The 15,001-nt window shown below is 59.8% G+C and carries 11 protein-coding genes; 7 read left to right on the forward strand and 4 right to left on the reverse strand.

Features of this window, described 5'->3' with window-relative positions; all coding sequences use genetic code 11:
• Window positions 1-2: 2 nt before the first annotated feature.
• Together ACR0LH_RS13160 and ACR0LH_RS13165 are read left to right on the forward strand one after the other, a co-directional pair.
• Window positions 3-1,499, forward strand: coding sequence for an aldehyde dehydrogenase (locus tag ACR0LH_RS13160; protein ID WP_480721314.1), 1,497 nt, complete (start codon window positions 3-5; stop codon window positions 1,497-1,499).
• Window positions 1,496-2,836 (forward strand): NAD(P)/FAD-dependent oxidoreductase, encoded by a 1,341-nt coding sequence (locus ACR0LH_RS13165; protein ID WP_480721315.1) that lies wholly within the window; start codon window positions 1,496-1,498, stop codon window positions 2,834-2,836. The genes ACR0LH_RS13160 and ACR0LH_RS13165 overlap by 4 nt, the downstream gene beginning before the upstream one ends.
• Here ACR0LH_RS13165 and ACR0LH_RS13170 read toward each other — a convergent pair whose 3' ends face one another.
• From ACR0LH_RS13170 to ACR0LH_RS13185, 4 genes are all read right to left on the reverse strand, one after another.
• Window positions 2,837-3,565 (reverse strand): SDR family NAD(P)-dependent oxidoreductase, encoded by a 729-nt coding sequence (locus tag ACR0LH_RS13170; protein WP_480721316.1) that lies wholly within the window; start codon window positions 3,563-3,565, stop codon window positions 2,837-2,839.
• Entirely contained in the window at window positions 3,562-4,293 is a 732-nt protein-coding gene (locus ACR0LH_RS13175) for an SDR family NAD(P)-dependent oxidoreductase (RefSeq protein ID WP_480721318.1), read from the reverse strand. Before ACR0LH_RS13175 ends, ACR0LH_RS13170 begins: the two co-directional genes overlap by 4 nt.
• A gap of 64 nt (window positions 4,294-4,357) precedes the next feature.
• Window positions 4,358-5,905 (reverse strand): trimethylamine methyltransferase family protein, encoded by a 1,548-nt coding sequence (locus ACR0LH_RS13180; RefSeq protein WP_480721319.1) that lies wholly within the window; start codon window positions 5,903-5,905, stop codon window positions 4,358-4,360.
• A gap of 156 nt (window positions 5,906-6,061) precedes the next feature.
• Window positions 6,062-7,885, reverse strand: a complete 1,824-nt coding sequence (locus tag ACR0LH_RS13185; protein WP_480721320.1) for a BCCT family transporter — start codon at window positions 7,883-7,885, stop codon at window positions 6,062-6,064.
• A 559-nt stretch (window positions 7,886-8,444) separates the two neighbouring features.
• On the opposite strand from ACR0LH_RS13185, the gene ACR0LH_RS13190 reads away from it, so the two are divergent.
• From ACR0LH_RS13190 to ACR0LH_RS13210, 5 genes are all read left to right on the forward strand, one after another.
• Window positions 8,445-9,350, forward strand: coding sequence for a LysR substrate-binding domain-containing protein (locus ACR0LH_RS13190; protein WP_480721322.1), 906 nt, complete (start codon window positions 8,445-8,447; stop codon window positions 9,348-9,350).
• Window positions 9,351-9,450: 100 nt separating this feature from the next.
• Window positions 9,451-10,605, forward strand: a complete 1,155-nt coding sequence (locus ACR0LH_RS13195) for an aromatic ring-hydroxylating oxygenase subunit alpha (protein WP_480721323.1) — start codon at window positions 9,451-9,453, stop codon at window positions 10,603-10,605.
• A gap of 47 nt (window positions 10,606-10,652) precedes the next feature.
• Entirely contained in the window at window positions 10,653-10,892 is a 240-nt protein-coding gene (locus ACR0LH_RS13200) for a hypothetical protein (protein WP_480721324.1), read from the forward strand.
• Between the two features lie 112 nt (window positions 10,893-11,004).
• A complete protein-coding gene (locus ACR0LH_RS13205) occupies window positions 11,005-13,425 on the forward strand; it encodes a GcvT family protein (RefSeq protein WP_480721325.1) in 2,421 nt (806 codons plus the stop codon).
• A 102-nt stretch (window positions 13,426-13,527) separates the two neighbouring features.
• Complete coding sequence (locus ACR0LH_RS13210; RefSeq protein WP_480721326.1) at window positions 13,528-15,000, forward strand: flavin-containing monooxygenase; 1,473 nt, start codon at window positions 13,528-13,530, stop codon at window positions 14,998-15,000.
• Window position 15,001 lies beyond the last annotated feature (1 nt).

The raw sequence follows: 15,001 nt of genomic DNA on the forward strand, positions 1-15,001 counted from the left end.
CAATGGAACTGCTGACAAAGGACGAATACACATCCATCGCCGCAGGTCTGGACCTGCCCACCGGGGCGTTCATTGACGGCGGCTACCGCCCCGCGATCTCGGGCCAGACGTTTGAGACGGTGAACCCCGCAACCGGCGATAAATTGGCGGATATCGCCGCCTGTGGCGCAGCGGATGTGGACTTTGCCGTTGAAATGGCCCGCGAGGCGTTTGACGATGGCCGTTGGTCCAAGTTGCACCCGTCCGAGCGCAAAGACGTGTTGATCCGTCTGTGTAAACTGATGACGCGCAATGCCCGCGAACTGGCGGTGATGGAGAGCATCGACAGCGGCAAGACCATCTATGACTGCGAGACGGTCGATGTGCCAGAGACGATCCACTGCCTGAAATGGCACGCCGAAGCGATCGACAAAATCTATGATCAGGTCTCGCCTGCCAGCGACGATCATATCGCCATGGTGGTGCGTGAACCGATTGGTGTGGTGGGGCTGGTGCTGCCGTGGAACTTCCCGTTGCTGATGCTGGCATGGAAGATCGGGCCTGCTCTGGCGGCGGGCTGTTCCGTGGTGGTGAAACCGGCGGCCGAGACGACTCTGACCGCCCTGCGGCTGGCGGAGCTGGCGATGGAGGCCGGTCTGCCGCGTGGCGTCCTGAATATTGTGCCCGGCGGCGGAGCCGAAGTGGGAGAACCCATCGGGCGGCATATGGATATCGACATGGTGTCCTTCACCGGGTCCACCGTCACCGGTAAGAAGTTCCTAACCTATTCGGCGGAAAGCAACGCCAAAGAGGTGGTGCTTGAGATGGGCGGCAAGAACCCCGCCATCGTGATGGAGGATGCCGAAAACCTGGACCGCGTGGCCGCGCATGTGGTGAATGGCGCGTTCTGGAACATGGGCGAGAACTGCTCGGCCTCGTCGCGGTTGATCGTGCATAAGGATGTGAAGGCCGAACTGCTAAAGCGGATCGCGCATCACGCGAAACAGTGGAATATCGGCGACCCGCTGAACCCCGAGACCCGCATAGGGGCGCTGGTCAGCGACGGGCACTACAACAAGGTTTGCGGCTATCTGGAACAGGCCGAAAACGTGGTGATCGGCGGCACCGCCAAGGACGGGTTTGTCGAAGCTACAGTTGTTGAGGTGCCCGGCAATGACGCAGTACTGGCGCGTGAGGAGATTTTCGGCCCCGTGCTATCGGTGATCGAAGTCTCGGGCTTTGACGAGGCCATCAGAATCGCCAATGACACCGAGTATGGCCTGTGCGCCTCGATCTTCACAGCCAACGCCAAACGCGCCATTCGCGCGGCGCGGGCAATCCGGGCGGGCACAGTCACGGTGAACAGCTTTGGCGAGGGCGACATCACCACGCCCTTCGGGGGGTACAAGCAGTCGGGCTTTGGCGGGCGGGACAATTCGGTCCACGCGCATGATCAATATACCCAGTTGAAAACCATCTGGATTGATCTGGCCGATGACACGGATGAGGCGGTGGATTGAGCAGTTACACCGCCCGAACCCTGCCCCTCCACCGCGGGCCAGCAGCCTGGAGCGCCATCCTTGGCGCACAGCCCCCCGCCCGCGAGCTGGAAGGCGAAATTGCTGCCGATTTCACCATCATCGGCGCGGGGTTTGCCGGGTTGTCGGCGGCCCGGCGTCTGATCCAACTGCAACCAGATGCAAAGATCGTGGTGCTCGAAGCCGGGCGCGTGGCCGAAGGCGCGGCGGGGCGGAACTCGGGCTTTATGATCGACCTGCCGCATGATCTGGCCTCGGATGACTATGCGGGCGCGGGCGATGACCGGGCGATGATCGCGTTGAACCGGCAAGCCATCGCCTTTGCGCGCGAAGCGGTCGAACAGTACCAGATCGACCCGAATTTTTTCGATCCGGCGGGCAAGGTGAACGGCGCGGCCAGTGCAGCGGGTCACGCCCATAATGAAAGCTACGCAAAGCATCTGGCCAGTCTGGGTGAGACCGCCGAGGTGCTGGATTCGCAGCAGATGCATGAGCTGACAGGTTCGCGCCACTATCGGTCTGGCCTTTACACGCCGGGGACAGTGATGCTGCAACCAGCGGGATACGTGCGCGGGCTGGCTGCTGGATTGATCAAAGATGGTGTAGCGCTGTTCGAGAATTCCGCCGTAACCGGCTTTGCAAAACAGGGCGGCGCATGGCAGGTGCAAACGGCGCGCGGCTCGGTCAGTACGGGTGCTGTGATCCTGACGGTGAATGGACATCTGGAAAGCTTCGGGATCGAGACCGACCGGCTGATGCAACTGTTCCTGTTCGCGGCCATGACACCCGAACTGGACGCGGATCAGATGGCTGTCATCGGTGGCCAGTCGCGCTGGGGCGTGACGCCGTCCGACCCGATGGGAACCACGATGCGGCGCATTGATACCGGTCAGGGCGGCAACCGGATCATCACCCGCACCTGCGCGGCACTGCGCCCCGGCATGACCGCCACTGCGCGCGATCTTGGCCGGGCTGGGCGCGTTATGCAGCGCAAGTTCGATCAGCGCTTTCCACAGCTGGCGGGCCTGAAGATGCAATACCAATGGGCCGGTCATCTCTGCCTAAGCCTCAATGGTGTGTCCGTCGCGCGTGAAATCGAACCGGGTGTCTACTCCGGCTGTGTTCAAAACGGGCTGGGCACAGCACGCGGCACTTTAACGGGCATCGCAGCAGCGGAACGCGCCTGCGGGCACAGGTCCGACATCACCCGCCATTTCGAGGCCGAACAGCCCCCGAAGCGCCTGCCGCCCCAGCCCTTCCGCGAACTTGGTGCGAATGTAGTGCTGCGGTGGAAGGAATGGCGCGCGCGGGATGAATGATCAGGGCAAGCTGAGCTTTGCCATGCGCCCGCCATCAATCGTGTAGACCTGACCGGTGATGAAACTGGCATCCTTGGAAGCGAGGAAAGCCACCAGCGCCGCGACTTCTTCGGGTTTGCCGGTGCGGTCGATGGGATGGATGCGTTTGATATCCTCGGCGAACCCTTCGGGATCAGGCATCGAGGCGATGAAATCCACGTTCAACTCCGTGTCGATCCAGCCCGGAGCCACGGCGTTGCAGCGGATGCCCTCGGCCCCGTGATCAACGGCAACCGCGCGGGTCAGCGCGTGCAGCCCAGCCTTAGACGCGCAATATGCCGCGTGGCCGGGATTGCTGCCCAACCCTTCGATGGACCCGATATTGACGATGGTACCCCCTGTCCTGCGCAGATGCGGCAGCGCGGCCTTGATCAGTAGAAACGGAGCGGTCAGGTTGACCGTCAGAGTGCGCTGCCAATCGTCCAGGCTCATGTCTTCGACCGAGGCTTCCTGCATCATCCCTGCGTTGTTGATCAGGATGTCCAGCCGCCCGGCCCGGTCGATGACCTGATCGACCACCGCCTGCGGGCTGTTGGGATCGCCGAAATCAGCCTCGATCCCGTTTTCATCCCCTCCACGCTGCGCGGTAAATACCTGCGCGCCCTCATCCCGCAGGCGTTCGACAATGGCACGGCCGATCCCGCTGCGTCCGCCTGTCACCAAAGCGGTTTGTCCATCAAAACGGGTCATGCGACGGGTTTGCCTCCGTTCACTTCTACCAACGCCCCGCACATATACCGCGCCGCGTCCGAGACCAGAAACATCACCACATCCGCGATATCCTCGGGCTCGGCAATACGGCCCAGCGGGACAGTCTGGCCCAGTTCGGCCACCGCACTGTCCGGGTCGAAGCCTCGTTTTGCAAAGCCCGAGCGCAACATCGGCGTATTCACCTCATTCGGGCAGACGGCATTGATGCGGATACCTTGGTGCGCGTGGTCCATCCCCATACATTGGGTCAATGAGGCGATGGCCGCCTTGGTCATGCAATAGACCGCGTGATTGGGACCGGGGCGCAACCCCCAGCATGACGCGGTGTTGACGATGGCCCCACCCCCCGCTGCGGCCATTATGGGAATCGCGGCGCGGCAGATGCGGAACGGAGCTTCGACATTCACGCCCAACGACAGGGACCAATCCTGATCCGAGGTCTCGGCAACCGAACCGCGTGTGATGACACCTGCATTGTTGATCACGACGTCCAGACCGCCCAGCACTTCAAAGGCGCTTTGCGGCAGAGCGTCTGCATAGGTTGCATCCAGCAGATCGCCGGGCAAATGGGCGTCTGCTGCAATCCCTGCAACATCGCGATCCGCCACGGCGACCCGGGCCCCGGCAGTGCGCAAGCGCTGCACAATGGCGGCTCCGATCCCGCCTGCGGCCCCGGTCACAAGGGCGGTTTTTCCTGTCATATCCATAATACCTCTGGTTTGAAAAAGCCCGCCCGAGGGGACGGGCGGGCAAGTTTCGGGGGAGATGACCTTAGTAGCTTTGGTTCAATTCATCGGCGGCGGGAATTTCCCTCTCGCGGCGGGCGATATAATCCAGCAGAGCCTCGTTTTTGGCCTCGTCCAGCTTGGGTTCCTGGTACTCGGCCAGCAGGGTTTTGGCGCGGGTCAGGGCGCGTTCGGTGATCTCGACACTGCCCTCGGCCTGCCATTGCTCAATCGAGTTGTTGTCGAACAGTTCCGGCATGAAGAATGCGCTTTGGAAATTGTCCTGCGTGTGCGGGTGGCCCAGATAGTGCCCACCGGGGCCAACATCAGGCACGGCAGCGATGGCCTGATCGAAATCGCCCCATTTCGGCCCCTCGGCCATGCGGTACGCCATGGCGCATTGTTCTGCGTCAACGATGAACTTGGCGACAGAGCAGTGCATCCCGGCCTCATTCCAACCCGCGCTATGCCAGATATAGTTGGTACCTGCATGGATCACCGCCTGCAACGTGGTGGCGGATTCATAGCCGGCCTGCGCATCAAAGGTCTTGGCCCCGCCCAGCGTGTTCGATGTGCGCCACGGCACGCCGTAGTGCCGCGCCATCTGACCGATCATGAAGTTCATCAGGCTGATCTCAGGCGTGCCTGCCATCGGTGCGCCGGATTTCATCGAGACGGTCGACAGGTAATGCCCATAGATCGCGGGCGCGCCCTTGCGGATGACCTGCGTATAAGCCAGCGCGCTGAGCGCCTCGGCGTTCAACTGCGCGACCGTGGCGGGCACAGATGCGGGCGTGTTCGCCCCGCCCAACACGAAGGGTGAGCACAGGACCGGCTGCTTGCGGCGACAAAACGCGCGCATCGCGCCCAGCATCGTCTCATCCCAGACCAGAGGCGAGTTGCCGTTGCAGTTGCCGGTGGTGACGGGGTGATCCTCAAGAAAATCCTCGCCGAACAGGATGGCGCACATCTCCATCACATCCTCGGCGTTTTTGGGGCTGGTGGTCATGCCCATAAAAGTCTTGTCCGAGTGTTTCATCGACGAATAGGTGATCCGCAGATGGCGCTGGCTGATCGGGTGGTCATAGGGTTCGACGATGTGATGCGCGCTGGAATGCAGCGCGGGCAGCATGTGCGACAGCTTGTGGAACATCGCCAGATCGTCCAGCGTGGGGTTCCGACGTACATCCTCCAGATCGCGCAGGAAGGGCGCTCCGGTCATGGGCACAAAGATCGAATGCGGCCCACCCAGCCGCACGTTCTTTTTCGGATCGCGCGCGTGATAGGTGAAATCGCTGGGGATGGTAGCGATCAACTCGCGTACAAGACCACGATCCAGATAGACCAGCTCACCCTCGACCTTGGCTCCGACCTTCTTCCAGTCCTCAAGCGCGATGGGGTCGCGGAACTGAACGCCGACATTTTCGAGAATATCCATCGATGCGTTGTCGATGCGATCAACCTGAGCGTCATCCATCACCTCACACAAGGGGATGCCACGGGTCAGGCCAGGCAGCATATCAAAGTTGGGCGCAGTGCGCAGGGCGCGGCGGGCAGAACGGCCGCCCGAGCGGGTCGAGGTACGAATGTTCACGGGGCAATCCTCCAATCTTGGAAACCAGACTGAGGGATTCGCGCACTGCGCACCTCTCTGATTGCGATATGTGGTTGCAGGAAACGACACGGTTGCGGAAAGGAAAAACGCCGCCCCGGATAGGGCGGCGCTAATTTTCAGGCAATGCTGGCTGACTTATTCAGCCGCTTGCGTCGCAGCACCGTGCTTGTCACGCTGACCGTCACGGAACAGCGCCTTGGCAAGCGACAGGCACATCAGACCCATCACCATAGTGAACGGCAGCGCCCCGATAATCATCGCATTGCGCAAGGCGTCCATCGGGTTGTTCTCACCAGCCGCCAGGATCAGCGCACCGATTACAGCCGTCAGGATAACACCCCAGATGATCCGATGCTTGATACCGGTTTCCTGGCTACCGCCGGACATGATGGTGTTCATCACCAGAATGCCCGAGTCCGCCGAGGTCACCAAGAAGGTCATGATCAGGATCACACACATGACGTTCAGCATGGACAGCAGCCCACCGTCGATCATGTAGGACAGGGTCACGAACAGCTTGTTGGTGTTCGAGGCACCGATGATCGCGCCTTCTGCGGCACCGGCCAGTTCCAGATCAATCGCGGTACCACCCAGCACGGTCATCCAGGCAAAGCACACCAGCGCCGGTGCGAACACACAGCCCAGAATGAACTCACGAACCGAACGCCCTTTGGAGATGCGCGCCAGGAACAGACCCACGAAGGGCGAGAACGCGATCCACCAAGCCCAGTAGAACGTGGTCCAGCCTGCCTGCCAGCCGAACTGACGGCCTTGCTCGCCCGCTGCATAGGCTGCAGCCAAAGTCGCTTCGTCCAGCTCGGCTGCAGCGCCTTCAAGACCGCCCTTGAAGCCGTCAAAGCTGCCCCATGCGTTGGTCGCGCCACCCATCAGATCAGCCGCATGTGCCTGTGCTTCAACCGGCAGAGCCGCCGCGAATGCTTCGGCCGACAGCGGACCGTAGGCGTTAAAGCTGAGCGAGATGAAGTGCAGGATATAGTCAACCATCGCCGAGCCATAGGTGGTCATGGCAAAGACGAAGGACCCGAACACAACGAAGGTGCCCAGCAGGATGATCGACAGAACCAAGTTTAGGTTCGACAGGTATTTAACACCACGACCGACACCCGAAACCGCCGAGATGATCGACAGGCCCATGATAACCACCAGACCCGAGATCAGACCCACTTTGCTTGGGCTCGGAACTTCGCCGCCCAGGTCCATGATCCACTTCATCCCAGTGATGGCGTAGAGACCATCAATGAACTGGCTAACGCCATATCCGATTGTGACCGACACGCCGAGGATCGTCGCAACAACGCCCAGAACATCGACCACGTGGCCGAAAAAGCCGTTGACGAAACGACCGAACAACGGTGTCAGCGCCGAACGGATCGTCAGAGGCATACCGCGCGTATAGGCGTAATATGCCAGCGACAGTCCGGTCACGACGTAAATTGCCCAGGCATGAAAACCGTAGTGCAGATAGGTGAAACGATAAGCCGATTGCAGCGCCTCGGGCGAGTTTCCTGCAACGTCACCTGACACGACAACCGGGTTCGACCCCCACAATCCCAGAGGTTCGGCTGTGGCAAAAACCATCAGGCCCACGCCCAGACCAGCCCCGAACATCATCGAGAACCACGAGAAGTTTGAGAATTCGGGCTTCTCTCCGGGCATGCCCATCACACGACGGCCAGTAGCCGGAAGGATAGCGACAACAGCCAGGAAGAAGAAAAATATACCCACGATAACGATGTAAAAGCTGTTGAAAACCTCCAGCAGTTGACCGTTCAGACTGCCAAGCGTGCTGTTTGCATTGGCTGGGAATACAAGCGCCCAAAGAACCAGACCGACCATTATGGCCTTGCTGATCAGCGCAATCGGAACGCTGTAGTTTTCGTAGAAACCGGCATCCGCCGTTTCTATCTCAACGTCCGTAAAGGGTTCGGGTATCGACATGTTCTCCTCCGTGTTGTCGTCTTTGTTCTGGGGTTGACCAAATCCGGCCCAAGTCTCGCCTGGCCAACCAGTCCTGTGTTGAACTTCAAGGATGCTGACTTCGAGGGCGACGCAAAATCAGGCCCAAACCAAATGATCCTCTGGCAAAAACGTTTCGTTTTGACCCTACGTGAGTTGCAGTGAACTCAACCCACCTGGCATTCCGGTGAATAGCGATGCTTTCTTTTGGGGAAGTGTTCCGCGTGTCCATCAATTTCCCTGTTGGCCTTATGCTAGCGTCAGCTTGGGTCGTCGATCTGCGGCAGTACCGTCTTGCATTTCTGGGAAAGAGCCCCCAGATGGCCTACTGGACACGACAATTATTGGTGAGGCTGACTATAGTGTCGTCACCGTTGGAATTCGGCCAGAACCGACACATTGGTCAAATTTGGCGACATCAACCCTAAACGTGAACCCAAAAAACACCAAATCTTCAAAGCGCTCTGGCTTTCACCCGCAAATAAACTAATACTGAGGTGAAACAAACTAACCCGTAATCCAACAGTGATTCCCACGCGCCATGTCCAGACGTCACTATAACTTGCCGCCCCTGACCACGTTATCCGCATTTGAGGCCGCAGCGCGGCACCTGAGCTTTAAGAACGCGGCCGAGGAACTTTCGGTCACTCCCGGCGCGGTCAGTCATCAGATCAAGGCGCTTGAGGGCGATCTGGACACGGCCCTGTTTCAGCGAAAACACCGGGGCGTTGATCTGACCGAAGATGGCAAAGCCTTGTACGAGGCGCTGTCATCCTCTTTCGCCCGTATCTCGAAAACACTGGGAACCATCCGGGATCGCGCCTCGGTCGGGAAGGTCACCGTAGGGTCCACCACGGCCGTTGCTGCCCTATGGCTGTCACCCGCTGTCATTCGATTCTGGCGCGACATGCCTGAGGTCAATGTTGATCAGCTCTCTCAGGACCGCGCGTTTCGGGACCGGCCGGATGTAGACTTTTTCATACGCTACGGGCGCGACAGTGATGCCAGCCTATCGCACACGCCTTTGTTCCGTGATCATCTGGTGCCGGTGGCCAGCCCCGAAGTCGCTGACAGGCTGACCGGAGCTAGCTTGGAGGAACTTGCATCCGAGCGATTGATACACCTTGAGTCAGAAGACCGAAGCTGGACGACCTGGCCCGAATGGTTTCAGCAATTGGGGTATAACGGCTCAATACCTATTGAATCCCGCGTGAATAGCTATTCGGTCGCCCTGCAGCTTGCCCGCAAGGGGGCTGGGTTGGCGCTGGGATGGCAGCGCCTTATCCAGCCGATGCTGCAATCTGGCAAACTGGTCGCCATCGGCCCTCATCAACTGACCGCGCCGAACCAGTTCTACCTCGTCGGTCGCCCTGATGAAGACCTGTCCGACAGCGCACGGGCGCTGAAAAACTGGATCATTCAAGAGGTTCAAGACGGCTCGGTTTAGGTGAAGTCACTCTCTGATGAGGTTTTCTGATATTGAGAGGAGCCCTGCCCTTCCGCCAATACAGATCAAACGCATCCAGTACCACCTTTAGGAGAGCCCGATGAACAAGCATAGCCCGCTGTCCTCCGTTCTGGCCGATGTGAATGTCGCCAACGGTCTGCCCAACGAACATTATGTCGACCCGGTCGTGTTTGCCGAGGAACGGAAGTCGGTCCTTTATGCAAACTGGTCCGGGATCGGGTTCGGCAAGGATGTGCCCGAAGAAGGCGACGCCAAGCCGGTCGACTTTCTGGGAATGCCCCTGCTGATCGTGCGCGACCGCGACGGAGAGGTCGGCGTTTTCCAGAACACCTGCCGCCACCGGGGTATGATCCTTGTGGACACGCCGCGCAAGATCGGCGGCGCGATCCGCTGCCCCTATCATAGCTGGTGCTACAGCCTGAAAGGTGAGCTGCGCGCAACCCCGCACGTAGGCGGCCCGGGCCACAACACCCATGAAGACGTTGACCGCAAGGATCTGGGGCTGGTCCGCGTCCGCTCCTATGTCTGGCGTGATGTGATCTTTGTGAACGTGGACGGCAACGCCCCCGCGTTCGAGGACGCCCATGCCGCCCTGCTGGATCGTTGGAAGGAATTTGACCTGCCCGTGTATCACGGCGGCGAGACGTCCTCGTTCAAGCTGGAGGTCAAGACCAACTGGAAACTGGCGGTCGAGAACTATTGCGAAAGCTATCACCTGCCGTGGGTCCACCCGGGCCTGAACAGCTATTCCCGGCTTGAGGATCACTACAACATCGAAGAACGCGGGCATTATTCCGGTCAGGGCACGCTGGTCTATCGCCAGTTGACCGATCAGGACGGCGCGACTTTTGATGATTTTGACGGCCTCAGCGACAAATGGGATGAGGGCGCGGAATATGTGGCGCTCTACCCGAATGTCCTGCTGGGCGTTCAGCGTGACCACGCCTTTGCAATCGTGCTTGAGCCGGTCGATCAGGAAAACACGATCGAACATATCGAACTGTATTATGCGAAAAGTGTCGAGGACACGCCCCAGCATGACGGCTTGCGCGCCTCGAACGCGCAGCTCTGGAAGACGGTGTTTGAAGAAGACGTGTTTGTTGTCGAAGGCATGCAAAAAGGCCGCCACGGGGTCTTGTTCGATGGCGGACGTTTCTCGCCTGCGATGGACGGGCCGACGCATAACTTCCATCACTGGGTGGCAACGCAAATCGAAAACGGTCGCGCGGAATAGAACCACGAACCGGTCGGCCTGCGCCGACCGATCCTGACGGAGACCCGATGGACAAGACAGATTTGGATCGTCTGTTGCTTGAGGCGCATGATCGCAACGATCATGACGCCTTGGTCCGTTATTACACGATGGCTGCTGACGAGCGTGAGGCTGCGCAAGACATTGATGCAGCCTGCTTTTATCTGACCCATGCCTTTGTTTTTGCGCTGGAATCCGGCGCACCGGAGGCGGCCTCTCTGAATGCGCGACTGGCCGCATATGGGCGCGCGCATCGGTTGGATTTCTGAGATTAGCTTCGCGTTAAACCTGCTCAACCCAGCATGAGAATTATGTCCGTTGTCCGGTCTGCGCCGATGGTGACAGAAAGCGCGAGGAACCCAACTTGGATACGGCAGGCTCATGAAAACGAATGCACAGGCGGTGGTGATTGGCGGCGGGGTGATCGGATGCTCGATCCTCTACCATCTGACCAAACTGGGATGGTCGGACGTTGTGCTGCTGGAACGGGATGAGCTGACCTCGGGCTCAACATGGCACGCAGCGGCGAACATCCACGGGCTGCATGACAGCACCAATATCAGCCGTATTCAGCACTATACGATGATCCTGTACAAAGAGCTTGAGGCCGAGACTGGCCAAAGCTGCGGCGTGTTCCAGCCCGGCTCGCTGTATCTGGCGCAGACCGAGGAACGTGAGCATCAACTGCGACTGCAGGCAGCCAAGGCCAAGCTATATGGGATGAACTTCTATGAGATCAGCATAGAAGAGGCGCAGCGCTTGAACCCTCTGGTCAATTATGACGGCATCCGCTGCGTTATGTTTGAACCCGATGGCGGCAATGTGGACCCCTCGGGCGTGACCAACGCCTATGCGGTGGGTGCGCGCCAGCGCGGGGCCGAAATTCACCGCTTTACCCCCGTCACCGCAACCGATCAGCAAGAGGACGGCACGTGGATCGTGCGCACGCCCAAGGGCGACATCCGCACGCCTTGGGTTGTGAATGCCACCGGTCTGTGGGGCCGCGAAGTGGCCAAGCTCGCGGGGATCGAGCTGCCCCTTCAACCGACCGAACACCAGTATTTCGTGACCGAAGCGATGCCGGATGTTCAGGCGCACGGCACCCGCCTGCCCTCGGTCAGTGATCGCGATGGAGAGTACTATCTGCGTCAGGAAGGCAACGGCTTGCTGGTCGGTGCCTATGAGAAAGACATGAAGTTCTGGGCTGAAGACGGCACGCCGCTGGATTTCGCCCATGACTTGTTTCCCGACGATCTGGAGCGGATCGAAGAGAACATGATGAACGCCATCGAGCGCCTGCCCGCCGTGGGTGAGGCCGGGATCAAGCGTGTCATCAACGGCCCGATGATCTGGTCGCCGGACAGCAACGTGCTGATGGGGCCGGTGCCCGAGGTGGATGGCTATTTCTGCTGCAACGGGATCATCCCCGGCTTCTCTCAATCAGGCGGCATGGGGCTGATGGCCGCGCAGTGGATCATCGAAGGTGAAACCCAATACGACATGTTCGCCTGGGACATGGCGCGGTTCGATACATGGGCCAAGAAGGACTTCACCAAGGCCCGCGTGCAGGACCAATATGCACACCGTTTTGCCATTCACTTCCCGAATGAGGAGCGCAGCGCCGGACGTCCGGCCCGCACGCGGCCCGTCTATGACCGGCAGGCGCAGATGGGGGCCGTGTTCGGCCTGAACGCTGGGTGGGAGCACCCGCTATGGTTCGCCGATACGCCGGGGGCTACCGACACCAACGGCTTTACCCGGCAGAACTGGTGGGGGCCGGTGGGCGAAGAATGCAGAATGCTGCGTGACCGGGCCGGGATCATCGACATCTCGAACTTTGCCAAATACGTCTGCCGCGGTCCGGGGGCCGAGGCGTGGCTGAATGCCGTTTTTGCCAATACGATGCCCAAGACGGTTGGACGGTCGTGCCTGACGCCTCTGATCTCAAAACGCGGGGGGATTGCGGGGGATTTCACCGTGACCCGCGTGGCCGAAGATGAGTTCTGGGTCATCGGGTCCGGCATGGCCGAGCGCTATCACAAGCGGTTTTTCAAACAGGTTCCCTTGCCGGACGGTACGGTTTTCCAAAGCAAGACCGAAGCGATGTGCGGCTTCAACGTCGCAGGCCCAAAATCCCGCGAGATTCTGCAACGGCTGACCAACACCTCTCTGGCCACCGATGATTTCCCCTTCATGCGATCGGCCAGACTCGAACTGGCCGGGATCGACGTTTTGGCCCTGCGTGTATCCTTTACCGGCGATCTAGGGTGGGAGGTCCACTGCGCGACCGAAGATCAGGCTCGGCTTTATGACGCTTTGCTTGAGGCAGGCAAGGACTTTGGCGCGGGTCCTGTCGGCAGCCGGGCGCTGATGTCACTGAGGGTGGAAAAAGGCTATGGCTCGTGGAGCCGGGAATACAGCCCCGAATACTGGCCGCATGAGGTCGGGTTGGATCGCCTGTGCAAGTTCGACAAGGATTTCCTAAACAAGGACGCCGCGCAGAAGGTTCTGGAAGGCCCGGCCCGGGAGCACTTGGTGCTGCTGCATCTGCTTGACGCGGATGTGTCGGCGTCAAACGCTGACGCAACGGGCGGTGAACCGATTTTCAAAGACGGCAAGGGGATCGGACGTGTGACTTCGGGCACCTATGGCTACACCGTGGGTATGTCGCTGGCTCTGGGCTATGTGAAGGATGCCCAGCCCGGCGATGAGGTCGAGGTGATGGTGCTGGGCCGTCCCCATAAGGCCGTGATCCTGCATGAGCCGCCCTTTGACCCGAAAGGTGAAAAACTGCGCGCCTGATCAAACCGTGATCAACACCTGACCTTACGGGACCCTATCCACGCGCCTGCTCAGTTTATATCCTGAACGCACCACCACGGTCGCTTTGGGAGGGGCGAACGCATGGAACATGAAACGGACATGCTGATCGTCGGTGCCGGGTTCTCGGGGCTGATCATGGCGATCGAGGCGCGAAAACGTGGGATCACCGATATCGCGATCCTTGAAAAGGCCAGCGATATCGGCGGAACTTGGCGCGAGAACACCTATCCCGGCGTGGCCTGTGATGTGCCTTCGCACCTGTATTCCATGGCCACACATCTGAACCCTGATTGGAGCCGCGCCTACGCGGGCGGGGCCGAGATACAGGCTTATCTGCAAAAAGTCGCACAGGACGAAGGGCTTTACGACCTGTGCCATTTCCACCAGCGCCTGAAAGCGGCGCGGTGGGAGGGGGCGCGTTGGCAGGTCGAAACCCACGAGGGGCAGCACTGGTCGGCTCGGTTTCTTGTGTCCGCAATTGGCGCCCTGCATATCCCCAGCATTCCAGATATTCCCGGCGCTGACAGCTTTCCTGGCCCCAGCTTTCACTCTGCCGAGTGGAACCACGATGTTCCCCTTGCAGGCAAACGTATCGCGGTCGTGGGAACCGGCGCTTCTGCCGTTCAGTTCGTCCCTGAAATCGCGAAAATGGCGGGCGATGTCACGATCTTTCAACGCAGCGCGCCTTATGTGCTGCCCCGCCCCGATGGACCCATCGCGCCTTGGGTGCGCCGACTGTATCAACGTCTGCCCGTATTGCCCCGGCTTCGCCGCAAACTGATCTATCTGATTTTCGAGTATCGCCACCGGGTCTTTCGCGGCGACAAGGGGGCCGTCAACTTTGCCATGAAGATGTGGCGCAATTCGTTGGAAAAAGCGATCTCTGACCCAGCCCAGCGCGACATGCTGACGCCCGACTATCAGATCGGCTGCAAACGTATCCTCAGTTCCAATGATTGGTACCCTGCCCTTGCGCGCGACAACGTGACGGTCGTGCCGCAGGGCGTGGCTGCCATCGAGGGGGATCAGATCATCGCCGCTGATGGCACGCGAACTCAGGCCGATATCCTGATCTGGGGCACCGGGTTCAACGTCACGGAAACGGTCGAGTTTCTGGATATCGCCGGAACAAACGGTTTGAGTTTGCGGGATGCGTGGTCTGACGGAATGAAAGCCAATCTGGGCACGGCCATCGCAGGTTTTCCGAACTTCTTCATCCTGCTGGGACCGCACACGGGGCTGGGCCATAACTCGGTCGTTCTGATGATTGAGGCGCAGGTGCGTCATATCGGGCGCGTTTTGGACGAAATGAACCGAAATGGCACCCAGACCATCACGCCGGATGCTGCAAAACAGGCGGCCTTCTTGCAGGAAATGCAGGACCGGCATGTGGACAGTGTCTGGCAGGCCGGAGGGTGTACCTCGTGGTATCAGGATGCCGAGGGCCGCAACACCACCCTTTGGCCCGGCACCGTTTCAGAATATGAAAAGCGCATGGCGCAGTCCGGGATCGAGCAATACTCGGTCGTCCCGACCCAAAGTGGAGAGCATTGAG

The sequence above is a fragment of the Ruegeria sp. CL6 genome (genome assembly GCF_056536465.1).